Consider the following 23,318-nt stretch of genomic DNA (forward strand, 5'->3'; position numbering starts at 1 on the left):
GTCAGACGGCCGGGAGTGCTTGCGCTGAAGCTGCGCCTCCGCTCTCATGCCACCTCGATATCCAGCGTCACCGGGAAATGGTCCGAGGCGTCCAGCAGCGCCTGGCGCATCTCTGCGTCGGCGTAGCATTCGCCGTCCTCGAACGGGTGCCAGATGCGCCACTGGGGGCGGAACGCCATCAGGCTTTGCGAGATCATCACATAGTCGAGCAGCGCCCGGGTGAAGCGCTTGGTCTCTGCGTTGTAAAACCGCGAGGTGCTGGGCGGGATGTCCGGGCGCGGCTGCAGCAGGCTTCGGGCGTGGGGATCGTGCAGCAGCTCGCCCATCACAATCTCGACCGAGGACTGGCCGAACAGCCGTTCATACTGATCCAGGCCGGGGCCATCGTTGAGGTCGCCCAGAACCACGACATGCTCGCCCGCGCCCGTATGCTCCGCAACCCGGCGGTGCAGCCAGATTGCCTGCGCCAGCTGCTTGCGGCGATTGGCGATGGCCGTGGCGGTGATTTCTGTGGCGGTGCGGGCGCCGTGCGGTGCCTTGGATTTCAGATGCGCGCCGATCATCCGCAGCGCCGTGCCGCCCTTGGTTGTCACCGCCAGCTCCAGCGGCGGTTTCGAGAATTCCACCTGATCCAGCCGCTCATCCACGTCGAGGTCGATCTCGAACACCCCGTCGAAGCGCGGCGCGGCGGCGGTGGAGCGGGCGTCATGCTCCGCGTCCAGCACGTCCGGGTCGTAAAGCAGCGCGATTTCCTGGTGGGTGTCGTTCGGAAAGCCGCTGACCGCCTCGCGCGCGCGCAGCCCGGCCTCGGCGGCGAAGGCTTCCAGCGCCCGGGTGGTGCGCTGGGTGCGACCGGTATTGGGCGCCTCGATCACCATCACCGCATCGGCGTCGATACGGCGCAGCACATGGGCGATGGCGCGGCCCTGCGTGTAGCGGTCCACCCCGTGCACGCCCGAGGGCTTGCCGTCCAGCATCAGCCTGTCGTCCTTGTCGAACAGGTAGGCGAACCACTCGATATTATACGTGGCCAGCCGCATTGCCGCCGCACCCGCTGATCTCATCCCAGGCGCGGTTGATGTCGATCATCCGCTTCTCTGCCAGCCGCACTGCCTCCTCCGGCACCCCGCGGGCGATCATCGCATCCGGGTGGGTGTCGCGCACCAGCTTGCGCCAGTGCTTGCGGATCTCCTCGCGGGTCATCTCAGGCGAGACGCCGAGCACCGTATAGGGATCCTTGGGCGCATCCGGCACAAACCGCGCGCGCAGCGCCTGGAACTGCTGCGGCGTCTGGCCGAAGATGCGGCTCACCTCCTCCAGGAACTCGTTCTCGCCCGGGTGGTAGAAGCCGTCGGCCATGGCGATATGGAACAGCCCCTCCATCAGGTCGCACAGCGTGGTGGGGTCGTTTCCGAACATCCGCTGGATGCGGCGGGCGTATTCCTGGTAGCCCGCGACATCGGTGCGCGCCATGTTGAAGACGCGGGCCGCCCCGGCCTCGTCATCCCGCGCGATCTGGAACACCTCGCGGAAGGCGGTGACCTCGTCGCGGGTGACCTGGCCGTCGGCCTTGGCCATCTTGGCGCCAAGCGCGATAACGGCAATGGCAAAGGCGACTGTGCGTTCGGGCGGCGCGCGCAATTTGTCAAAGACATCGGTGAGGCTTTCGCCTGCGGCAAGCGCGGCCAGCGCGTCGGATATGCGGGTCCAGAGTGACATGGGGCGAGCCTATCCGGGTTTGGCGGCACTGTCAGGGGCGGGAATACCCGGTGTCAGGATTTTCTGCATGAAAACAGTGTCGAGCCAGAGGCCGTTCTTGCAGCCAAGCTCCGGCATCCGGGCGGTTTCGACATAGCCGAGGGCGGCGTGAAAGGCGATGGCAGCAGGGTTGGCGCTGCTGACGCTGGCGATCAGGACGTGGATGCCCGCCTCCTTGGCCTTATTCTCCAATGCCTGCATCAATTGCCGCCCTGCGCCCTGGCCTTGCGCCGCGGGCAGCAGGTGGATGGTGTGTTCGGCAGTAAAGCGGTAGCCGGGGCCGGAGCGGAACGGGAAGAAATGCGCGTGGCCGAGGATTTTGCCGTCCTGTTCCGCCACCAGATAGGCGCCGTTGCTCGCCGTGATCTGCTGGCGCACCTGTTCCACGGTCTTTTCAATGGTGTTGAAGGTCGCCAGCGTGTCGCGGATCACCCAGTTGGCGATGGCGCAGACGGCTTCGGCATCAGCCTCAGTTGCGGGGCGGATGATCATCTGAGCTGCCTTGTCCCATGCGGCGTGTCGAATTCGGCCATCATTGCAGGTTCTCCGGCTTCCACCTTGATCCGCGGGTCGCGGATGATCCGGTCGAGCGCTGCCTGCAGGCTCGCGGCCTCGGGGTGGCTGAGGACCAGCCGGGTCAGGCGGCAGCCGGACTGCGGCAGTTTGGCTGCGGGAGGCTCTGCTTGCCATTGCAGGACCGCCGGGAACAAGTTGTCATAAGGCAGCAGCCCGTCCGCAGGCACCGTCATCAGCCAGCGCAAATCGCCGCGCTGCATCTGCACTTGGCGCCGCGCATGGGACGGCAGCAAGAGTTTCTCTGTCTCAAGGTTCTCGCTGCGCAGTATCCAGTTATTGTGCCGTGCAGGGCCGGTGAATCGGTCCAGGTTGAACCAGCGCGGCTGCTCCTGCGGCTGGGCGTCCGGGTCGATGGCGATGGCCTCCAGATAGAGCCCGTCCTCCAGCCCGATCAGCCGGTTATGGGTGCCGTAGCGGGCATGAGAGCCGCCGGGGCCGAGGGCGATGCCGAGCGCGTCTTCGGTATGGGCAACGGCGTCCTCCAGCGTTGCGCCGGCCACTGCCAGGTGATCGAGTATCATGTCTGCCCTCCCCTTTTGCGCGTGAGACTAGCGGGGCTGCGGCAGGGTGCAAGGCGGGATCTGGTGCTGCCGCGGTTTGGCAAGCTATCCGGCCACTGCCAGTTCCTGCCCCAGCCATTGAAGATAATCGCGGATCACCGCCGCCTCCCGCTGGCAGTATGACCATTTCTGGTGTTTGCGAACGGTGATGAACCCCGCCTGCCTCAGAATATCCAAATGCCGGCTTGCCGTGGGCTGCGACACCCCCAAGGCCTCAGCAATCAGCGTCATGCAGACCCCAAACTCCACCGGGTCAGCGGACCATTGGCCACCGAAATGTTTGCCCGGCTCCGCAAGCAGGCGCAGAACCTCCATTCTGGTGCTGCTTGCCAGCGCCCTGATTTGTGTTGACCTGTCCATGCATCCATTCATATCGTCACTTAGCAAATTTACAATATGAGAATCGTCATGCTGCAGCTGAATTACACAAGCCTGATCGAGGGAAACACTATCCGCTGGGGCAAGGAAGGCACCGGACCGGCGCTTGTTGCCCTGCATGGAACCCCGTTTTCGTCACAGGTCTGGCGCAGGATCGTGCCGCATCTGAAACACCGCTGGACGGTCTATTTCTTTGACATGGCAGGCTATGGCCAGTCAGAAATGCGCGAGGGGCAGGATGTCTCTCTGGGTGTGCAGAACCGCATACTCGCGGCCCTATGCGGAGAGTGGGGGCTGCAGCGGCCGCATGTGCTGGCCCACGACTTCGGCGGCGCAACCGCGCTGCGGGGGTATTTCCTGAACGGGCTGCGCTATGCCTCGCTGACGATTTTCGACGCGGTGGCGCTGCGGCCCTGGGGCTCTCCCTTTGTGCAGCATGTGAAGAAACACGAGGCTGCCTTTGCCGGGATGCCGGACTATATGCATCAGGCCCTTCTGCGCGCCTACCTGCAAACAGCGGCCCATCAGACGCTCAGCGCAGAGGCGCTGGACATCTATGCGTGGCCCTGGACGGGAGAGACCGGTCAGGCGGCATTTTACCGGCAGATCGCCCAAATGGACCAAGTGTTCACTGATGAAATACAGCCGCAGTACCGGTTGCTGGACTGCCCGGTCCAGGTGCTGTGGGGGGAGGAGGATCAATGGATCCCGATTGCCAAGGGGCATGAGCTGGCCGGCCTGATTGCCGGCACGTTGTGCCGGCCGGTTCCCGGCGCGGGGCATCTTCTTCAGGAAGACTGCCCGGAAGCCATTGTGGCGGCGATGCTTCAGCTGGCTGGAACCGGGTAGCCTCTGCCCGGCTGGCCTGGCGCTGGTTTCAAAGCCAAACCGCCAGTGCCCAGACCCCGGCAATCACCGTCGGATAAAACGTCCCGGCAAAGCCCAGCCCCCGCAAGGGCGGCGACAGGTGGTAGCCGGCCCAGAACAGCACACGCATCAAAGCAAATGAGAGGCCGAGGGCAATCGCCACAGCGCCGCCCAGGGTGACGGCCACGAAGGGCCAGATGGCCAGCGCCAGCACCAGCTGCTCCACCGTGTTGGTCAGCACCCGCTGGTCGATCTCGGCCGGGGAGCCGGGAACAAAAGGTTCTCCGTCAATAATGGCATCATCGAAGAACCGCCGCTGCGCCAATCGGCCGATGATCAGCGCCAGCACCAGCCCCGGCGCGAGGAAGGCGCCGGGCAAGGCGATGGGGGCCGGGATGTATGGCAGGCCCAGCCATTGCGGCAGGCCGGTGACCAGTACGCCCCAGAGGGCGCCGAGGGCCATGCCGGTGAGGATCTGGGGGCGTTTGGAGCGCTGCATGCAGCCACTCAACCACCGCGCCGCGGGTTTGCCAAGGCATGGCGTATCAGACCCGGCGGAAAGCTGCGGCACGCGGCATCAAGTTTTTGAAAAACAAGCGCTCCCGCCCGGTGCCGGCCTGTGCCAGGGGCACATCCGCGCCAGTTGGGCGCGGCATCGCGCCTCCGCGCGATGCAGGCAGCCCGCCCCATCGGGGCGGGCTGCCGGGCCCAAAGCCGCCAAGGGGGCGGCCCGAAGGGCAGGCACCTGCGGGGGCGGGAGAGCCTCCCCTGCCCCCGCAGATACGGTTTTCCAAGTCAGGCGCGCGCTTCGCGGATCAGGCGCAGGATGTCCTGGGCTGCCTCCGGGATGTTGGTGCCGGGGCCGAAGATCGCCTTGACGCCTTTCGAGTACAGGAACTCGTAGTCCTGCTGCGGGATCACCCCGCCGCAGATCACGATGATGTCGCCGGCGCCTTCCGCCTTCAGCGCCTCGACCAGCTGCGGCGCCAGCGTCTTATGGCCCGCGGCCTGGGACGAGATGCCGATCACGTGCACGTCGTTGTCGATGGCGTCCTGGGCGGCCTCTGCCGGGGTCTGGAACAGCGGGCCCACGTCGACGTCAAAGCCGATGTCGGCAAAGGCGGTGGCGATCACCTTGGCGCCGCGGTCGTGGCCGTCCTGGCCCATCTTCACCACCAGCAGGCGCGGGCGGCGGCCTTCTTCCTCGGCGAAGTCCTCGATCGATTTCTGGATCGCGGCAAAGCCCTCGTCGCCCTCGTAGGCGGCGCCATAGACGCCGGCCAGGGTTTTCACCTCGGCGCGGTGGCGGCCGAATTCCTTTTCCATTGCCATGGAGATCTCTCCGACTGAGGCCCGCGCGCGGGCGGCTTCGACTGCGGCTTCCAGAAGGTTGCCCTCGCCCGATGCGGCGCGGCGGGTCAGTTCATCGAGGGCGGCCTGGCAGGCGGCCTCGTCACGGGTCTCGCGCATCTTCTGCAGACGGGCGATCTGCGCCTCGCGCACCGCGTGGTTGTCGACATCCAGGATGTCGATCGGGTCTTCCTTGTCCTTGCGGTACTTGTTGACGCCAACCACAACCTCGTCGCCGCGGTCGATCATCGCCTGGCGGCGGGCCGCCGATTCCTCGATGCGCAGCTTGGGCATGCCGCTCTCGACCGCCTTGGTCATGCCGCCCATCTCCTCGACCTCTTCCATCAGCGCCCAAGCCTTGTCGACCAGCTCAGCCGTCAGGCTTTCGATGTAGTAGGAGCCGGCCAGCGGGTCGACCACATTGGTGACGCCGGTTTCCTCCTGCAGCACCAGCTGGGTATTGCGGGCGATGCGGGCGGAGAAGTCGGTGGGCAGCGCGATGGCTTCGTCCAGCGCGTTGGTGTGCAGCGACTGGGTGCCGCCGAGCACCGCCGACATCGCCTCATAGGCGGTGCGGATCACGTTGTTGTAGGGGTCCTGCTCCTGCAGCGAAACGCCGGAGGTCTGGCAGTGGGTGCGCAGCATCTTGGAGCGTTCGGACTTGGCGCCGAATTCGGTCATCACCCGGTGCCACAGGGTGCGGGCGGCGCGCAGCTTGGCGATTTCCATGAAGAAGTTCATGCCGATCGCGAAGAAGAAGCTCAGGCGGCCTGCGAATTTGTCCACGTCCATGCCGGCATCCAGCGCCGCGCGCACGTATTCGCGGCCGTCGGCGATGGTATAGGCAAGCTCCTGCACCAGGTTCGCACCGGCCTCCTGCATGTGGTAGCCGGAGATCGAGATCGAGTTGAACTTGGGCATCTCGTTCGAGGTGTACTCAATAATGTCCGAGATGATCCGCATCGAGGGATTCGGCGGATAGATATAGGTGTTGCGGACCATGAACTCCTTGAGGATGTCGTTCTGGATGGTGCCCGCCAGCAGGGACTTGTCGTGGCCCTGCTCCTCACCGGCGACGATAAAAGACGCCAAGACAGGGATCACCGCGCCGTTCATGGTCATCGAGACCGAGACCTTGTCAAGCGGGATGCCGTCGAACAGGATCTTCATGTCCTCGACGCTGTCAATGGCCACGCCCGCCTTGCCGACATCGCCGACCACGCGCGGGTGGTCGCTGTCATAGCCGCGGTGGGTGGCGAGGTCGAAGGCGACCGAGACCCCCTGCTGGCCCGCGGCCAGGTTGCGGCGGTAGAAGGCGTTGGATTCTTCGGCAGTGGAGAAGCCCGCATACTGGCGGATGGTCCAGGGGCGGCCTGCGTACATGGTGGCCTTCACCCCGCGGGTGAAGGGGCCGAACCCGGGGAGCGTGCCCATGTGGGGCAGATCCCTGGTGTCATCTTCGGTATAGAGCGGCTTGACCTCGATGCCTTCCAGCGTCTGCCAGTTGAGGTCGTCAACAGCCCGTCCGCGCAGCTCTTTCTCAGCCAGAGCCCGCCATTCGTCTTTGTTTGTCATCAGGTCTTCCTCTTGTCAGTCGGGTACGGGGCGGGTTCAGTCCCGCCGCCTGTTTATCCGGATCGCGGACCAGCGCGGCGAGACCATCGGCCCCGCCTGCCAGCCACATGATGTCGTCGGCATAAGCCTCGCGCAGGGATGCGGTTTGCGCGTCGTTGAAGGGGCGCCAGCGGCCGGAGCCTTCGGGCAGCTCAGCCGCCGCTGCGGGCGGCAGGCTGGCGCGCAGGTCCTGCAGGCAGAGCGAAGCGTTAAGACGCACCCGCGCGTGGGCACGCGGCGCCTCAGTGCCGGTGAGGGCTTCCAGCGCCGCCTCCGGCCGGGCGCCGAAGGTTTCAAACGGCAGCACGTGCAGGCGCACGCCGGGCATTGCGCAGGCAATGTCGGTGATCACGTCGCGCCAGCTGCGCGGCGACTGTGCCAGCCGGTCGAGGCTGGTCTCCGAGAGCGGCTTGCGGCCGCGCGCCGCCGCATAGGCCAGCGCCGAGGCCCAGTAGCTGTCGAGACTGCGGACTGAGAGCGCCACGTCGGTAACCGCGCCGCCGAAGGCCTGGGAGAAACGCGCCATCCGCTCCCCCACGCCGCCATAAAGATCGCCGAGGCGCAGGTTCTGGCGCACCGAGCCGATCATGTTCTCCTCGCTCACCAGCAGCTGCTGGACACCCTGATCGCGGCTGGCCGCCATCTGGATCTGCAGGCGCCCCTGGGCGCGCTGCACCAGGTTGCGGCCCGAAACCGGCGCCGGCCCCGGCTGGATGCCGTGGAACAGCCCGTTGCGGGTGCGGTACGGGCCCCAGAAGCCGATGCCCTGTTTTTCCAGGGCTTGCGCATTGTGGCGCATGTATTCCTGGAACGAGGTGGTTGCGCAGCGGTGCGCGCCGGTGTGCAGGATGACTTTCATAGCGTTACGGGACCTCTGGTGGAGGGCCGCAGGCCGCAGCCCGGTCAAGGGGAATGGCACGATCATGGCCGGCAACCCCTCATTATCCCGTTAACGATGATGTTTTTTCGCCAAGCTGCGGATTTCACAGTCGCATTTGCCGCCGGCGCGCATATATTCAACACAACAGGAGAGATCATGAGAGCAATCCTAAGCGTTGTTTTGGCAGGGTTCCTGCCGCTGGCGGCTGCGGCTGCGGATGGCAGTGCGCCGGAGCTGATCCAGCCCGGGTATGATGTCGAGCTGGAGGAATTCCAGTGGACGCACCGCCCGGTGGTGGTGTTTGCCGACAGTCCCGAAGACCCGCGGTTCCATGAGCAGATGGAGCGGCTGATGGAAGGCATCGAGGCGCTGAAGACGCGCGATGTGGTGGTGCTGACCGACACCGACCCGGCGGCCAAATCGGCCCTGCGCAAGAAGCTGCGGCCGCGCGGCTTCATGCTGGTGCTGGTGGGCAAGGACGGCGGCGTCAAGCTGCGCAAGCCGCACCCCTGGACGGTGCGCGAGCTGTCCCGCACCATCGACAAGTTCCCGGAACGGCTGCGCGAAGTGGAAGAGCGGCGCGGCGGGTGACAATCAGGCACTTCCTTCGAAGTTACTGTTCCGCCCGGCGGCACGCCGGGCAGCGCCCGTCCCGCCCCCCACGGGGCGGGCGCTTCGCTTCCCCCCCGCCGGGCCGGGCGCAGCCCTTCCCGATTGCTTGCATAGGTTAGATCAGTTTCACCGATACTCAGCCGTTGCCGCGGACGTAGATCAGCGCCATCGCCTGTTTGTCCAAGACCACCATCGCGCCGGTTTCCGGCACGAACACCAGATTGGACGCGGGATTGCGGATCGCCTGGTAATAGACGGATTTGACCAGATCGGTCATGCAGCTGACGCCCGCCAGCCCGGAGTTCAGCACCCCCAGCCCCTGCGGCAAGTCGCGGGACATGATGTCCTCCGTCACCGCGTTGGGGGATTTGCCGGACACCGCGAACATCACCGGCTTGCCGGCCTCCAGCATCTTCATGCCGGTGTTGAGCGAGCGGGCGCGGACCACCAAGGACGCGATGCGCGGGTTTTCCGCGGTGTGGAACACCGCCGCGGTGCAGCTCATCGAGCTTTCGAAGAAAAACGTCTCCCCCAGCTCCACCCAGGCGGAGAGCTGGGCGCGCAGCGCCTCTTCCTTGTCCAGCGCGCAGGCGGACAGCAGCGCCAGAGCGGACAGCAGGCAGGTCAGAAGACGGGACATGCGGCACCTTGAGGTCGTCAAACGCCGTGAGTGTCGCAGAAAAAACTGAAGATTCGGTGCATGGCACCCTGCGGTGCGGGACAGGCACGCCCGCCGGGGCGGGAAAACCCGCCTGCCCGGCTGCATATGCGCCTGCCCCGAGGTGCATTATTCGAATTCCATGATCACATCGTCGACCGCCAGGCTGTCGCCGGCGTTCGCGTTGATCTTGGACACCACGCCCTTCTTCTCGGCGCGCAGGATGTTTTCCATCTTCATCGCCTCGACGGTGCAGAGCGCCTGGCCCTCCTGGACCTCCTGCCCCACTTCGACGTCGACCTTCACAATGAGGCCGGGCATCGGGCACAGAAGCATCTTGGAGGTGTCGGGAGCGACCTTTTCCGGCATCAGCTCGGCCAATGCGGCCTGGCGCGGGGTGCGCACCTTGACGGCCAGATCGGCGCCGCGGGAGCGGACGCGGAAGCCCTGGGTCACCTTGCCCACCTTCAGCACCAGGGTTTCGCCGTCCACGTTCAGGGTGGCCAGCTGGTCGCCCGGGGTCCAGTCGGAAGTCACACGGTAGCTGCCGCCGCCGTCGAAGTTGACGGTGGCGCCCTCGCGGTCGGCGTCGATCACCACGCCGAAGGACTGGCCCTGCAGGGTGACCACCCAATCGGTGCCGACCTTGCGCTCGTGGTTGTCCATCCGGCCCGACACGCGGGTGCGGCGGATTTCGGCAACCCGGTGCATCGCGGCGCAGGCGGCGGCGATCTTGCGCAGGTCGTCGCTGTGCAGTTCGACGCCTTCGAAGCCGTCCGGGTATTCCTCGGCAATGAAGGCGGTGGTCATGTCGCCGGAGATGAATTTCGGGTGGTCCATCACCGCCGACAGGAACGGCAAGTTGTGGCCGATGCCCTCAACCTCGAAGCTGTCGAGCGCGGTGCGCATGGCGCCGATGGCGTCCTCGCGGGTCGGCGCCCAGGTGCAGAGCTTAGCGATCATCGGGTCGTAGTACATCGAGATCTCGCCGCCCTCGTAGACGCCGGTGTCGTTGCGCACCGCGGTCTCGCCCGCGGGGGCATCGCCCTGCCATTTGCCATTGACCAGCATCGGGCCCGCGGCGGTTTCCGCCGGCGGGCGGTAGCGGGTCAGGCGGCCGATGGAGGGCAGGAAGCCGCGGTAGGGATCTTCGGCATAGAGGCGGTTTTCAATCGCCCAGCCGGTGAGCTTGACGTCTTCCTGGCGCATCGGCAGCTCCGCCCCGTCGGCGACGCGGATCATCTGCTCCACCAGGTCGACGCCGGTGATCAGCTCGGTGACCGGGTGCTCCACCTGCAGGCGGGTGTTCATTTCCAGGAAGTAGAAATTCTTGTCGCCGTCGACGATGAATTCCACGGTGCCGGCTGAGGAATAGCCCACCGCCTTGGCCAGCGCCACGGCCTGCTCGCCCATGGCGCGGCGGGTGTCTTCGTCGAGGAACGGCGACGGGGCTTCTTCCACGACTTTCTGGTTGCGGCGCTGGATCGAGCATTCGCGCTCGCCCAGGTAGATGCCGTTGCCGTGCTTATCGCACAGGACCTGGATTTCGATGTGGCGCGGCTGGGTGACGAATTTCTCGATGAAGATCCGGTCGTCGCCGAAGGAGTTCGCGGCCTCGTTCTTAGAGGACTGGAAGCCTTCGCGGGCCTCCTCGTCGTTCCAGGCGATCCGCATGCCCTTGCCGCCGCCGCCGGCGGAGGCCTTGATCATCACCGGGTAGCCGATCTCGTTGGAGATCTTCACCGCCTCGTCAGCATCGGCAATCAGGCCCATGTAGCCGGGGACGGTGGAAACCCCGGCCTCCTGGGCGATCTTCTTGGAGGTGATCTTGTCGCCCATCGCCTCGATCGCGCCTTTCGGGGGGCCGACAAAGGCGACGCCTTCGGCCTCGAGCGCCTCGGCGAACTTGGAGTTCTCTGAGAGGAAGCCGTAGCCCGGGTGCACCGCCTGGGCGCCGGTCTGGCGGATCGCCTCCATCACCTTGTCGATGACGATATAGGACTGGTTGGCGGGCGGCGGGCCGATGTGGACGGCCTCGTCGGCCATTTGCACATGCAGGGCCTGCTTGTCGGCGTCGGAGTAGATGGCAACGGTCTTGATGCCCATTTTCCGCGCGGTTTTGATCACGCGGCAGGCGATCTCGCCCCGGTTGGCGATCAGGATCTTATCAAACATAGGCAGTCCCTTGTTCCTTGGTATTCCGGAATGCAAAACGCCGCGCCCGGGGAAGACCCGGACGCGGCGTTTGCGCGATGTCAGAAGCAGCCCGCGAGGGGCGGCTGTTCAGAGCGGCGGCAGGCGCCTCAGCACTTGCGGGGGTTTTGCTCGCAATAGACCAGGTTTGCGGCCACGCCGACGGCTGCGCCGGTGACCAGGTTGGCGTCCAGCACCGCGGCGCCAAGCGCGCCTGCGCCGCCGCCGTAGATGATGCGCTCGCCGGTGGTGTCGCCGCAGGCCGCCACGAGGCCGCAGAGCGAGAGCGCCGCAATGAGAGATTTTGCCCGCATGTCCATGTTCCTTCTTCCGGGGACGTGAGTGTTCCTGCGGAATTCGCAGGCTGGCAGGCGCGGCGCAACGCTGCATCAGCAAGAAGCCGGTGATGCGCGGAGGCTTGCCGCACCGGGGGGCAGATACGGCAAGCTTCCGCCAATGCCTGAAGGGGATAAAAGACGGGCAGGCCGCGGATGGGGGCGCGTACCTGCCCGTTCAGGCGAAGGGGCCGGAACAGATGCTCGGCACAGCAGCGTGGCTGCGCTGCTTGGGCCACGATGCACGCCGCGGCGGCGGCTGTAAGCCCCTGAGATACAAGGCTGCCGGTTTGGGCAAATTCCTGCTGAATCGCGCAGGGCTTGTGCAAATTCACGCCGAAAACCCGGCCCGGGGAAAGCCGCAAGGCGCGCCCGTGCCCCGGACGCCGGGAGCGGCTGCGCGCGGGGAGCCGCGCCGCCTGGCCGGTGATATGCGTCCGGGGCCGCGCCATTACTCGAACGCCTCCGGGAAGGAGGCCCGCGCCACCGCCTCGTCGATGACCAGCAGCGCCTCGTAGCTTTCGGGGTCAAACGGATCCTCGGCCGGAATCACCTCGCGGCCGAACAGCCAGCTGAGACGGCCGGCATCGAGGTTGCCGCGCTCGAACGGCTGGTCGCCGAAATGCTCCCACAGCGCCTGCATGAAGGTGAGGTCGACACGCTTGTCGACGTTCTTGCGGTCGCGGAAGCGCTCGCGCCGGATCAGCGGCGTGACCCCTTTGGGGTTGGGGCGGCGGATGGTGAATTGGAAATCAGTGCCGGGCATGCGGCCCGGGAACCCGCGGTGTTTCAGCATTTGGGTGCCTCCGGTCCGGCACCCCACGGGGCGGCGGGGGCCGGCCGCAGGGCCGGACCCCTGTAGTGTTTAGTTGTACTTGCCGGTGAAGGTCGGCTCTTCGGTGACCGGCTCGACAACGACGAATTCTTCTTCCTGCTGGGCGCAGGCGGTGACGGCGGCCAGCAGGCCGGCCAGGGCGATGAGTTTGATGCTTTTGGACATTTCTGTCTCCTGATAAAAATAGTGAAACCTGCGGCGGCTGCGCCGCCCGCATGCCTCAACCTCAATGCGAAGGCAGCCTGATGGCTGCCCGTGCCAAGGATAGCGGGGTTTGCGGCCGAGTCACATGCAAATCGCTGCAAGCGGCTGTGCTGTGGCTGCAATGCCGCAAGAATCCGCCGGTCCGGCCCATGGCCCGCAAGATATTGTGGAAACATCAGAAAGCCTCCCACATGCAGGCGCCGCCCTCGGGGCGGTAAGCCTCGAAAAACTGGGTCGCCTCCGGGTCCTGGGCGCCGAAGGGCACCATCCGGTCAGAGAGCGAGATCACCACCCGCGCCGCGCTGACCCCGTGTTCGGCCAGATAGGGCAGCGCCAGGGCGCCGCAGAGGTGGTCCATGTCGGGGGCCGCCGTTTCATAGCTGACGGTGCCGGTTGCGCGGGCGATCTGCGGCGCCAGGAAGCGGAACCGCGCCCAGGTTTCCCCCAGCTGGCCGGGGGCATCGTCCAGGAGCACCTCTGCCAGCGTCACGGTCTGGCCCGAGGGCACGGAAATCGCCTCCGCCGCGGTGGCAGTCAGGGCATGGAGCGCAAAGGGGATGGCAGCCAGATATCCGCAGCTCCGGCCCCCGGTCGCCCGGGCTCCTCCGGCCGGAGCTGCAGGCGCTGCGCAAGTGGCGCGCGCTGTCTGATATCGGCTGGCGCGGATCATGACGCTGATTCGCTCTTCATGTCAAATTTTGCCGCGATTCTATGCGAATCCTTCGCATCTGCGCGGGAATCGGGCAGAGCGGCGCCCCGCCCCCGGCTGGCATGCCGGGTCCAGCGGGCGCGGCGGGCCGGATTTTCCAGAACTTCGGTGATTTGTGCGGCCGCATTGGCGGGCACCCGGCCCGTCACCTGGCCGCCTGCCCGCACCCGCAGCCCCTGCCCTTCGGCGGTGATTTCCACCACCGGGGAGAAGCCGCGCAAGCGCTGCAGCTTGCGCCACATGTCCTGGCGGATCTGATGCGCCAGCCGCAGGGGATCGCCTGACGGCAGCACCGTTTCCGCCGATACGTCGAAACGCGCAGGCAGGCGGCGCGACAGCGTCAAAGCGTTGTCCGTGCGGGTGATATGCCAGGGGGTGCCGGTCATGGCTTGGGTAGAAGTCCCGCAACCGTAGCAACGTCAGCAGTCAGGCCCAAAGGAGTGGAGGACCCTGAGTACGCCGACTTTGCCCATCTCTTTAGAGTTTCCCATTTGGTCTCGAACTCACGGTCCATGATCGCATATTCGACTGCAAATGAGGCAACGATATTCTTCACTCTCCTTCTAATTTCTGTATCAGAGGTCGAAACCCCCTCTGACTGAGAAATTTGCACGATCATTCCGAGACTCAGTAGCAAAGAGCGCGAAGAATAGGATTCCAACTCCCACTGCCTTACTTGCTCAATCAACTCCAAGGTTTTGCCAGCAAAAGACGCGCGGTCTAAGTCGCCTACTGGGTGTTCGATCCTCTCACCAACTGAGTCTGCAATTGCCCCAATTCTCTCCAAAGCACCTTCGTTAAACAACGCCCCTTTGGCGTTCCTGTCACGAGTGAACAAGATACTTAGAAGCTTGCTGCGAAAGGCAGTCATTTCACCTAAGAAACGTGTTTGCTTCTCAGGCTTGGAAAATACACAGTTTTCTACTTCCGTGCGCGCCTCATCCAAAGTGGATAGAAGCGCCTCAAAACCGTCCTCAACTGTTTCGGCATCAAACGCTTTTCGAAACGCTTCACCGGCATTTACTGCACGAGCAAGCGCCTGGATCTCTTTGAGTTTGGAGTAAAGAAGTTCCGATCTAAGCATAGTCACAGCGGAATGTTGTCGTGCTTTTTCCACGGGTTCTTCAGCTGCTTGCCCCGCAGCGAGGCAAAGGCGCGGCTGACCCGTTTGCGGGTGGACTGGGGCATGATCACCTCGTCGATGAAGCCGCGTTCCGCCGCCACGAACGGGTTGGCGAAGCGGTCTTCATAGTCCGCCGTGTGTGCCGCGATCTTCTCCGCATCGCCAAGGTCGGCGCGGTGGATGATCTCGGTGGCGCCCTTGGCGCCCATCACCGCGATCTCGGCGGTCGGCCAGGCATAGTTGAAGTCGCCGCGCAGGTGCTTGGAGGCCATCACGTCATAGGCGCCGCCATAGGCCTTGCGGGTGATCACGGTGACCTTGGGCACGGTGGCTTCGCCATAGGCGAACAGCAGCTTGGCGCCGTGCTTGATGACGCCGCCGTATTCCTGGGAGGTGCCCGGCAGGAAGCCCGGCACGTCGACGAAGGTCAGGATCGGGATTTCGAAACAGTCGCAGAAGCGCACGAAACGCGCGGCCTTGCGAGAGCTGTCGATATCGAGGCAGCCCGCTAGCACCATCGGCTGGTTGGCGACGACGCCCACGGTCTGGCCTTCGAGGCGGATGAAGCCGGTGATGATGTTCTTGGCGAAATCCTCCTGGATCTCGTAGAAATCGCCCTCATCCGCGACCTTGGTGATCAGCTCCTTCATGTCGTAGGGACTGTTGGGGTTTTCCGGGATCAGGGTGTCCAGGCTTTCCTCGATCCGGCCGGGCTGGTCGAAGAAGGGGCGCACCGGGGGCTTTTCGCGGTTGTTCAGCGGCAGGAAGTCGACCAGGCGGCGGACCTCGGCCAGCGCCTCGACATCGTTTTCAAAGGCGCCGTCGGCAACCGAGGATTTGCGGGTGTGGGTGGAGGCGCCGCCCAGTTCCTCAGCGGTCACCACCTCGTTGGTCACGGTTTTCACCACGTCGGGGCCGGTCACGAACATGTAGGAGGTGTCCTTGACCATGAAGATGAAGTCGGTCATCGCAGGCGAATAGACCGCGCCGCCGGCGCAGGGGCCCATGATGACGGAGATCTGCGGGATCACGCCGGAGGCCATGATGTTGCGCTGGAAGATCTCGGCGTAGCCGGCCAGCGCGTCGACACCTTCCTGGATGCGGGCGCCGCCGGAATCGTTGATGCCGATCACCGGCGCGCCGTTCTGCACCGCCATGTCCATGATCTTGCAGATCTTCTGGGCATGGGTGGCGGAGACCGAACCGCCGAGCACGGTGAAGTCCTGGGAGAAGACATAGACCTGGCGGCCGTTGATGGTGCCCCAGCCGGTGACCACGCCGTCGCCGGCCGGCTTGTTGTCTTCCATGCCGAAATCGGTGCAGCGGTGGGCGATGAACATGTCGAACTCTTCGAAGCTGCCCTCGTCCAGCAGCAGCTCGATCCGTTCGCGGGCCGTCAGCTTGCCGCGGCCGTGCTGTGCGTCGATGCGGCGCTGGCCGCCGCCCAGCCGCGCGTCCTCGCGGCGGTCTTCCAGCTCGGAAAGGATGTCTTTCATGGCACATGTCCCCTGTCAGTTTCAGCGCGACCATATATTGCGCAGCAGCGAAGCCAAAGGACATAATCGCAAATTTGCAAACCGTTTGCATACGGAGTTGGCAAAGTTGAAAATCAGCAAAGTCCGGGAGCGCCCTTCCGGCCGGGAGGGCAGTGCCTGCAGGTCCGCAGGGAACCCCGGCCCCGGGACTGCCGGCAGCCCTGTGCGCTGCCGCACAGCGGAGCGATGGACAACGCCAGCCGACTGCTCTAACCGGATGGTATGTCCACATATGATACAAGGGCCGCCGGCCAGCGGACGCCTCCGCGCATTTTCACCCTGATCCTGCTGGCAGGCCTGTCGGCGCTTGGCATGAACCTGCATCTGCCGTCGCTGGCGGGGATGGCAGAGTATTACGCGGTCGACTACCGGGTGATGCAGCTGTCGGTGGCGCTGTATCTGGCGGGCAATGCGGTGGTGCAGATCTTTGTCGGGCCGATTTCCGACCAGATGGGGCGGCGGCCGGTGATCCTGGGCAGCATCGTGCTGTTCCTGCTGGCCACGCTGGGCTGCATCTATGCGCCGACGGCGGAACTGTTCCTGATGTTCCGGGTGGCGCAGACGGCGGTGGCCGCAACCATGGTGCTGAGCCGCGCCGCGGTGCGCGACATGTATGACACCAACGAGGCCGCCAGCATGATCGGCTATGTCACCATGGGCATGGCGGTGGTGCCGATGATCGGCCCGGCAATCGGCGGCTTCCTGGACCAGTGGATGGGCTGGACCGCCAACTTCTGGCTGCTGTTCCTGGTTGGTGCTGCGACACTGCTGATCACCTTCACCGATTTCGGCGAGACCGCGCACAAGAGCGGCAAGACGCTGGTGGCGCAGTTCCGCGAATACCCGGAGCTGTTGAGTTCGCCGCGCTTCTGGGGCTACTCGCTGTCGTCCGGCCTGGCCTCCGGCGCCTTCTTTGCCTATCTGGGCGGCGCGCCTTTTGTCGGCACCGAAGTTTACGGCCTCAGCACCGCAGAGCTGGGCGTCTGGTTCTCCGCGCCTGCGGTGGGGTATTTTGCCGGCAACTTCGTCTCCGGCCGCTATTCCACCCGGCTGGGCGTCAACCGGATGGTGCTGTGGGGCTGCATCATCAATGGCGGCGGAGTGCTGCTGTCGCTGCTGATCGCAATGGCGGGCGCGGACAGCGTGATCACCTTCTTCGGGCTGATGTGCTTTGTCGGGCTGGGCAACGGCATGGCGATCCCCAATGCCACCGCAGGCGCGATTTCGGTGCGGCCGCACCTGGCGGGCACCGCCTCGGGCCTCAGCGGCGCGATCATGATCGGCGCGGGCGCCGCGCTCAGCGCCTTTGCAGGCATGCTGCTGGTGCCGGGGTCCACCGCGGTGCCACTGCTGGCGATCATGTTCGGCACCGCGATGTGCGGGCTGGTGGCGATCCTGCTGGTGGTCTGGCGGGAGCGGCAGATCCGCGCATAAGCGCCGCCGCAAGCTTGCGGGGCAGCCTTTGCAATTATACGCTTCGCAGGAGTTGAATTTGCAAAGGCATGCCTTATGGCCACTCAGAAACTTTACGCCGGCGCCAAGCTGCGCGAGATGCGGCAGCGGCTGGAGCTGACGCAGAAGGATTTTGCCGCCAAGCTGGGGGTGTCCCTGCCCTATCTGAACCAGATGGAGAACAACAACCGCCCGGTGTCGACCACGGTGGTTCTGGCACTGGCGCAGGAATTCGGCATGGATGTGACCGAGCTGAGCGCGGGCGACAGCGAGCGGCTGGTCAGCGACATGCGCGAGGCGATGGCGGACCCGGTGTTTGCCGATGATGCGCCGCCGCTGGCGGACCTGCGGCTGACGGCATCAAACGCCCCGGCGCTGGCGCGGGCGTTTCTGGCGCTGCACCGGGCCTACCGGCAGACCCATGAGCGCCTTGCCTCGCTGGATGAGGCGCTGGGGCGGGAGGATGCGCGCATTCAGGCGAGCCCCTGGGAAGAGGTGCGCGATTTCTTCCATTACTGCGACAACTACATCGACGCGGTGGACCATGCGGCCGAACGCTTCGCCGCCACCAATGACATCCGCGCCGCGGCCATAGCCGAGCTGGAGCGCGGCGGCATCACCGTGCGGCAGACCGAGATGGAAGGTTTGCGCCACTACGATGCGGAGGCGCAGGTGCTGCATCTGTCGAACCGCTCCGCGCCGCAGACGCAGCTGTTCCAGATGCTGCTGCAGGTGGCGCTTTTGCGGCAGAACACGCTGCTGGAAGCGACCCTCGATTTTGCAAAGTTCCAGAGCGAGGAAGCCCGCGCCATCGCCAAGATCGGCCTGGCCAATTATTTCGCGGGCGCCGCCTTGATGCCCTATACACGGTTCCTGGAGGCGGCGCAGGCCTGCCGCCACGACCTGGAGCTGCTGGCGATCCGCTTCGGCGCCTCGATCGAGCAGATCGCGCACCGGCTGTCGACCATGCAGCGGCCCGGCGCCAAGGGGGTGCCGTTCTTCTTTGTGCGGGTGGATCAGGCGGGCACCATCACCAAGCGGCACTCGGCCACGCGGCTGCAGTTTGCCCGCTTCGGCGGCGCCTGCCCGCTGTGGAACGTGCACCGGGCGTTTGAAACCCCGGGCCGGTTCCTGCGCCAGCTGGCGGAGACGCCGGACGGGGTGCGCTATATCTCGCTGGCGCGGGATGTGTCCAAACCCGGCGGTTCCTTCGGCGCGCCGGTGCGGCGCTATGCGATTGCGCTGGGGTGCGAGGTGCGCCACGCGGACGCGCTGGTCTATGCCGACGGGCTGGATGTGAGCCAGGACAGCGCCTATGAGCCGATCGGCATCTCCTGCCGGATCTGTGAGAGAAAGGACTGCCACCAGCGGTCCGTTCCACCGCTGGAGAGGCGGCTGACCATCGACACCGACCAGCGCGGCGTGCTGCCTTATGAGGTAAGCTGAGGCTGCCGTGCCGCAGAGCGGAGCGCTGAAATCAGCCGCGCAGACGGTCCAGCAGGCGGGCCATCAGCGCGCGTTCCGCCTTGGCGGCTGCTTGGGGCGGCTGTTTGGGCTGGTCCGCCGGGGCCGGCTGCCACTGGCGCGCGCGGCCGGGCGCAGGCTGCTCCTGCCGCGCCGGGACCGCTGTTTCCGCCCGGATCACATTCCGCACCGCTGCCAGGATTTCGGCATCGGTGGCCTCTGACGGCACCCCTTCGATCTCCTGCCAGCACCCTGGCTGATAGATCTGTCCCATTGGGTTACTCCTTCGCACACTACGCTGCACCCTTTGGCCTGAGGACAAATTCAGGCTGTTATCTTTAAATAGTGCACCCGGTCACAATTTTGACGAATTTGCCTTAAATTCATCCGAATTACCCCGTTCCGGGAAGCAAATCCTCAACAGTTGACCGGGCGGTCCGGCACTGTTGCCGGTTCAGGATCAATGCAGCGGCCGCGAATCCCCGGGCTGCCGGTTCGCACAGGGGAAGGCCCGCGTGCCGGATGCAAAAAAGGGGCGCCGCCGGCACCCCTTCACCGTTGCGCCATCCGGCGGCATCACGCCTTGGACAGGATCCCCCAGATCTCATCCTTCAGGGCGGCGCGCTGTTTGCGCATTTCGGTTTCTGCCTGTGCGCTGACCGGCTCCACATTGGTCTCCGCCCGGTGCACGGCGCGGTTCACCGCGTGGTAGTCTTCCGACAGCTTGGCGAAATGCGCGTCGGACTGTTTCAGCTGGCTCATCAGCGCCGCTTTTTCCGGGAATTCCTCGGCCAGTTCATGGGGAGTGTTGGACACCTGCTCGCTCCTTCTTCCTAGGGTCGGTTGCAGATTATTGCCTGCCCTGCCCGGCCACTTTGACGCGGATCAAAAGATGACCGCAGCGGGCGGATTTTCGGGGAAATTCCGGCAGCAAAAAGCCGCCCGCACAAAGGGGAGGTGGCGGGCGGCTTGCTGGCAGCGCAACAGGATCAGCGTTGCGCTTCGCGCCAGTTCGGGTTGAACCACGGCTCTGCGTTGGAGGACGGCAGGCGGCGGCCCAGGATGTGGTCGGAGGCTTTCTCGCCGGTCATGATCGAGGGGCCGTTGAGGTTGCCGTTGGTGATGCGCGGGAAGATCGAGCTGTCGGCGACCCGAAGGCCGTCGACGCCGATGACGCGGCATTCCGGGTCGACCACCGAAATCGGATCCTCCGCCGCGCCCATCTTGCAGGTGCCGCAGGGGTGATAGGCGCTTTCCACATGCTCGCGCAGGAAGCCGTCGATCTCGTCGTCGGTCTGCAGATCGGTGCCGGGCTGGATCTCGTGCTTCAGGAACGGCTTCATCGCGTCCTGGGCAAAGATCTCCCGCGTCAGGCGCACGCATTTGCGGAAGTCGATCCAGTCCTGCTCGGTCGACATGTAGTTGAACAGGATGTTCGGCGCGTCCTTGGGGTCGGCGGAGGCCAGCGTGACCTCGCCGCGCGAGGGCGAGCGCATCGGGCCGACGTGGGCCTGGAAGCCGTGGCCTTCTGCCGCCGCCTGGCCGTCGTAGCGGACCGCGATCGGCAGGAAGTGGTACTGGATGTCGGGGTAATCCACGCCCTTGTCGGAGCGGATGAAGGCGGCGCTTTCGAACTGGTTCGAGGCCCCCAGGCCGGTTTTGGTGAACATCCACTGGGCACCGACAAGGCCCTTGCCCAGCAGGTTCCAGTATTTGAACAGGGTGATCGGCTGTTTGCAGGCGAACTGGAAGTAGAATTCCAGGTGGTCCTGCAGGTTCTGGCCGACGCCGGGGCGGTCGGCGACCACGTCGATGCCGTGCTCGGCCAGGTGCTTGGCCGGGCCGATGCCGGACAGCATCAGCATCTTGGGGGAGTTCAGCGAGGAAGCCGCCAGGATCACCTCGGCATTGGCGCGGATCACCTCGCCCTTGCCGCCGCGTTCGATCTCGACGCCGACGGCGCGGCCGTCCTCGATCACCACTTTGCGGGCGAAGGCGCGGATCAGGTCGCAGTTTTCACGCTTGAGCGCGGGCTTCAGGTAGGCGTTGGCGGCGGACCAGCGGCGGCCCTTGTAGACCGTCATCTCCATCGGGCCGAAGCCTTCCTGCTGCTCGCCGTTGTAGTCGGAGGTGACCGGGTAGCCCGCCTGCTCGCCCGCCTTGACGAAGGCGTCATGCAGCGGGTTGTCGCGGGGGCCGCGGGTCACATGCAGCGGGCCGTCCTTGCCGCGCCAGTCCGGGTCGCCGCCGTGGCCGCGGTCATTCCAGGTTTCCATGCGTTTGAAGTACGGGAGCACATCGGCATAGGACCAGCCCGCGGCGCCCGACTCGGCCCAGTGGTTGTAGTCGCCCGCGTGGCCGCGCACATAGACCATGCCGTTGATCGAGGAGGAGCCGCCGATCACCTTGCCGCGCGGGCAGACCAGTTCGCGGCCGCCCAGGTGCGGTTCGGGCTGGGATTTGTAGCCCCAGTCGTAGAGCGGCATGTTCATCGGGTAGCTGAGCGCGCCCGGCATCTGGATAAACGGCCCGGCATCGGTGCCGCCGTGTTCGATCACCAGAACCTTCTTGCCGGCCTCGCTGAGCCGGTAGGCCATGGCACAGCCGGCTGACCCGGCCCCGACAATCACATAATCCGCGTTCATTTCCATTCTCCATCCGGCAGCCGGAAGATCTGGGGTGCTGCCGTTTCTTCAGATTGGGCGGGCGCGCGGGGCGCCCTGCCCGGCCGTTGCTTGCAGGCGGATGCCGATCAGAACGCCGCTTCGACGTCGCCCATGCGGACGTAGACGGATTTCACCTGGCTGAAGTGCTTAATCGCCTCCTTCGAGTTCTCGCGGCCCACGCCGGAGGCCTTCACGCCGCCAAACGGCGCCTCGACCGGCGCGTCGTTGTAGGAGTTGATGAAGCAGCTGCCCGCCTCCAGCTGGCCGATCACCCGGTGGGCGCGGCTGAAGTCGTTGGTGAAGACGCCGGCGGACAGGCCGAACTCGGTGTCATTGGCGCGGGCGATCACCTCTTCCTCGGTGTCGAAGTCGAGGACGGACATCACCGGGCCGAAGATTTCCTCGCGCGCGATGGTCATGTCGTCGGTCACATCGGCAAAGACGGTGGGCTGGATGTAGTAGCCGGGCATGTCTGCACGGTTGCCGCCGCAAACAACGCGGGCGCCTTCGGCTTTGCCCTTTTCAATGTAGCCCAGCACGATGTTCATCTGGTTTTCAGTGACCATCGGGCCGAAGCTGGTGGCCTCATCCATCGGGTCGCCCAGGATGGCGTTGCCGGTACGCTCGGCCAGGCGGGCGAGGAATTTCTCCTTGATACCTTTCTGCACAAACACGCGGGTGCCGTTCGAACACACCTGGCCAGAGGAGTAGAAGTTGCCGTTGATGGCGCCGCCCACGGCATTGTCGATGTCGGCATCATCAAAGATGATCAGCGGCGACTTGCCGCCCAGTTCCATGGTGACGTGCTTCATGCCTGCGGCGGCGGCGGCATAGACCTTCTTGCCGGTCGGCACCGAGCCGGTCAGCGAGACCTTGTCGACGCGCGGGTCGGTGACCAGCGCGCCGCCGACCTCGCCCATGCCCTGGATGACGTTGTAGATGCCAGCGGGCGCGCCGGCCTCATGCAGGATCTCAGCCACTTTCAGGGCGCAGAGCGGCGTGGTCTCGGAGGGTTTGAACACCATCGAGTTGCCGCAGGCCAGTGCGGGCGCGCCTTTCCAGCAGGCGATCTGGGTCGGGTAGTTCCAGGCGCCGATGCCGACACACAGGCCCAGTGCCTCGCGCACGGTGTAGACCCAGTCCTCGCCCATCGGGATGTGCTCGCCGGTCAGGGAGCCCGCGAGGCCGCCGAAGTATTCCAGCGCGTCGGCGCCGGAGGTGGCGTCGGCGACCAGGGTTTCCTGCAGCGGCTTGCCGGTGTCGTAGGTTTCCAGAACCGACAGTTCATGGTTGCGCTCGCGCATGATGTCGGCGGCGCGGCGCAGGATGCGGCCGCGCTCGGTGCCGGTCATCTTGGCCCAGGCTTTCTGGGCTTCCTTGGCGGTGGACAGCGCCTGCTCCACGATTGCCGGGGTGGCGGCGTAGACGGTGGCGATCTGCTCACCCGTCGCGGCATAGATCACCGGGATCGGGGTGCCCGCGGTGTCTTCGACGTATTCGCCGTTGATGAAGTGGCTGGCCTTGGGCTGGGCGGGGTGGGTCATGATAC

General features: G+C 65.3%; 25 protein-coding genes. 4 read left to right on the plus strand and 21 right to left on the minus strand.

The window, feature by feature from the left end:
• Window positions 1-44 precede the first annotated feature (44 nt).
• From AC58NV_RS04685 to AC58NV_RS04705, 5 genes are all read right to left on the minus strand, one after another.
• Entirely contained in the window at window positions 45-1,040 is a 996-nt protein-coding gene (locus tag AC58NV_RS04685) for an endonuclease/exonuclease/phosphatase family protein (RefSeq protein ID WP_497226082.1), read from the minus strand.
• Window positions 1,021-1,719 (minus strand): TerB family tellurite resistance protein, encoded by a 699-nt coding sequence (locus tag AC58NV_RS04690; protein WP_366661995.1) that lies wholly within the window; start codon window positions 1,717-1,719, stop codon window positions 1,021-1,023. Before AC58NV_RS04690 ends, AC58NV_RS04685 begins: the two co-directional genes overlap by 20 nt.
• Before the next feature lie 9 nt (window positions 1,720-1,728).
• Entirely contained in the window at window positions 1,729-2,250 is a 522-nt protein-coding gene (locus AC58NV_RS04695) for a GNAT family N-acetyltransferase (RefSeq protein ID WP_497226083.1), read from the minus strand.
• Complete coding sequence (locus AC58NV_RS04700; protein ID WP_497226084.1) at window positions 2,247-2,855, minus strand: VOC family protein; 609 nt, start codon at window positions 2,853-2,855, stop codon at window positions 2,247-2,249. Before AC58NV_RS04700 ends, AC58NV_RS04695 begins: the two co-directional genes overlap by 4 nt.
• Window positions 2,856-2,939: 84 nt before the next feature.
• Entirely contained in the window at window positions 2,940-3,209 is a 270-nt protein-coding gene (locus tag AC58NV_RS04705) for an ArsR/SmtB family transcription factor (RefSeq protein ID WP_497226085.1), read from the minus strand.
• Window positions 3,210-3,302: 93 nt separating this feature from the next.
• Between AC58NV_RS04705 and AC58NV_RS04710 the strand changes: the two genes are divergently transcribed.
• Window positions 3,303-4,121, plus strand: coding sequence for an alpha/beta fold hydrolase (locus AC58NV_RS04710; protein ID WP_497226086.1), 819 nt, complete (start codon window positions 3,303-3,305; stop codon window positions 4,119-4,121).
• 28 nt (window positions 4,122-4,149) lie between these two features.
• Here AC58NV_RS04710 and AC58NV_RS04715 read toward each other — a convergent pair whose 3' ends face one another.
• The 3 genes from AC58NV_RS04715 to AC58NV_RS04725 all read right to left on the minus strand — a co-directional run bounded on the left by AC58NV_RS04715 (window position 4,150) and on the right by AC58NV_RS04725 (window position 7,962).
• Window positions 4,150-4,638 (minus strand): MAPEG family protein, encoded by a 489-nt coding sequence (locus AC58NV_RS04715; RefSeq protein WP_497226087.1) that lies wholly within the window; start codon window positions 4,636-4,638, stop codon window positions 4,150-4,152.
• 296 nt (window positions 4,639-4,934) lie between these two features.
• Window positions 4,935-7,064 carry a methylmalonyl-CoA mutase gene (scpA, locus tag AC58NV_RS04720; protein ID WP_497226088.1) on the minus strand — a complete coding sequence of 710 codons (2,130 nt, stop codon included), beginning with the start codon at window positions 7,062-7,064 and terminating at the stop codon, window positions 4,935-4,937.
• The gene (locus AC58NV_RS04725) at window positions 7,030-7,962 is read right to left on the minus strand and encodes a hypothetical protein (RefSeq protein WP_497226089.1); all 933 of its coding nucleotides are present in this window, start codon (window positions 7,960-7,962) and stop codon (window positions 7,030-7,032) included. The genes scpA and AC58NV_RS04725 overlap by 35 nt, the downstream gene beginning before the upstream one ends.
• Before the next feature lie 177 nt (window positions 7,963-8,139).
• On the opposite strand from AC58NV_RS04725, the gene AC58NV_RS04730 reads away from it, so the two are divergent.
• On the plus strand, window positions 8,140-8,574 hold the full coding sequence (locus AC58NV_RS04730; RefSeq protein ID WP_039148939.1) for a DUF4174 domain-containing protein: 435 nt from the start codon (window positions 8,140-8,142) through the stop codon (window positions 8,572-8,574).
• Window positions 8,575-8,731: 157 nt separating this feature from the next.
• Here AC58NV_RS04730 and AC58NV_RS04735 read toward each other — a convergent pair whose 3' ends face one another.
• The 9 genes from AC58NV_RS04735 to AC58NV_RS04775 form a co-directional block, all read right to left on the minus strand.
• On the minus strand, window positions 8,732-9,235 hold the full coding sequence (locus AC58NV_RS04735) for a hypothetical protein (protein WP_497226090.1): 504 nt from the start codon (window positions 9,233-9,235) through the stop codon (window positions 8,732-8,734).
• A 147-nt stretch (window positions 9,236-9,382) separates the two neighbouring features.
• On the minus strand, window positions 9,383-11,428 hold the full coding sequence (locus AC58NV_RS04740; protein ID WP_497226091.1) for an acetyl-CoA carboxylase biotin carboxylase subunit: 2,046 nt from the start codon (window positions 11,426-11,428) through the stop codon (window positions 9,383-9,385).
• A gap of 128 nt (window positions 11,429-11,556) precedes the next feature.
• A complete protein-coding gene (locus AC58NV_RS04745) occupies window positions 11,557-11,760 on the minus strand; it encodes a hypothetical protein (RefSeq protein ID WP_029204763.1) in 204 nt (67 codons plus the stop codon).
• Between the two features lie 472 nt (window positions 11,761-12,232).
• Entirely contained in the window at window positions 12,233-12,577 is a 345-nt protein-coding gene (locus tag AC58NV_RS04750; protein ID WP_366661986.1) for a hypothetical protein, read from the minus strand.
• A gap of 69 nt (window positions 12,578-12,646) precedes the next feature.
• Window positions 12,647-12,781, minus strand: coding sequence for a hypothetical protein (locus AC58NV_RS04755; RefSeq protein WP_302480791.1), 135 nt, complete (start codon window positions 12,779-12,781; stop codon window positions 12,647-12,649).
• Between the two features lie 214 nt (window positions 12,782-12,995).
• Window positions 12,996-13,388 (minus strand): DUF6497 family protein, encoded by a 393-nt coding sequence (locus tag AC58NV_RS04760; RefSeq protein WP_497226395.1) that lies wholly within the window; start codon window positions 13,386-13,388, stop codon window positions 12,996-12,998.
• Window positions 13,389-13,486: 98 nt separating this feature from the next.
• Window positions 13,487-13,915 (minus strand): hypothetical protein, encoded by a 429-nt coding sequence (locus AC58NV_RS04765; protein ID WP_497226092.1) that lies wholly within the window; start codon window positions 13,913-13,915, stop codon window positions 13,487-13,489.
• Window positions 13,912-14,646, minus strand: coding sequence for a hypothetical protein (locus tag AC58NV_RS04770; RefSeq protein WP_497226093.1), 735 nt, complete (start codon window positions 14,644-14,646; stop codon window positions 13,912-13,914). Before AC58NV_RS04770 ends, AC58NV_RS04765 begins: the two co-directional genes overlap by 4 nt.
• Window positions 14,616-16,148 carry an acyl-CoA carboxylase subunit beta gene (locus AC58NV_RS04775; RefSeq protein WP_497226094.1) on the minus strand — a complete coding sequence of 511 codons (1,533 nt, stop codon included), beginning with the start codon at window positions 16,146-16,148 and terminating at the stop codon, window positions 14,616-14,618. The genes AC58NV_RS04770 and AC58NV_RS04775 overlap by 31 nt, the downstream gene beginning before the upstream one ends.
• Before the next feature lie 261 nt (window positions 16,149-16,409).
• On the opposite strand from AC58NV_RS04775, the gene AC58NV_RS04780 reads away from it, so the two are divergent.
• A complete protein-coding gene (locus AC58NV_RS04780; protein ID WP_497226095.1) occupies window positions 16,410-17,621 on the plus strand; it encodes a multidrug effflux MFS transporter in 1,212 nt (403 codons plus the stop codon).
• 75 nt (window positions 17,622-17,696) lie between these two features.
• Entirely contained in the window at window positions 17,697-19,085 is a 1,389-nt protein-coding gene (locus tag AC58NV_RS04785) for a helix-turn-helix domain-containing protein (RefSeq protein ID WP_497226096.1), read from the plus strand.
• Between the two features lie 31 nt (window positions 19,086-19,116).
• On the opposite strand, the gene AC58NV_RS04790 is transcribed toward AC58NV_RS04785, so the two are convergent.
• The 4 genes from AC58NV_RS04790 to betB all read right to left on the minus strand — a co-directional run bounded on the left by AC58NV_RS04790 (window position 19,117) and on the right by betB (window position 23,313).
• The gene (locus tag AC58NV_RS04790) at window positions 19,117-19,377 is read right to left on the minus strand and encodes a hypothetical protein (protein WP_497226097.1); all 261 of its coding nucleotides are present in this window, start codon (window positions 19,375-19,377) and stop codon (window positions 19,117-19,119) included.
• Between the two features lie 302 nt (window positions 19,378-19,679).
• Window positions 19,680-19,919: an HP1242/YdcH family protein gene (locus AC58NV_RS04795; protein ID WP_366661979.1), complete on the minus strand. Its 240-nt coding sequence runs from the start codon at window positions 19,917-19,919 to the stop codon at window positions 19,680-19,682.
• A gap of 173 nt (window positions 19,920-20,092) precedes the next feature.
• Window positions 20,093-21,748, minus strand: coding sequence for a choline dehydrogenase (gene betA, locus AC58NV_RS04800; RefSeq protein ID WP_497226098.1), 1,656 nt, complete (start codon window positions 21,746-21,748; stop codon window positions 20,093-20,095).
• A 107-nt stretch (window positions 21,749-21,855) separates the two neighbouring features.
• Entirely contained in the window at window positions 21,856-23,313 is a 1,458-nt protein-coding gene (gene betB / locus AC58NV_RS04805) for a betaine-aldehyde dehydrogenase (RefSeq protein ID WP_497226099.1), read from the minus strand.
• Window positions 23,314-23,318: the final 5 nt, after the last annotated feature.

The organism is Leisingera sp. ANG49 (genome assembly GCF_059694505.1).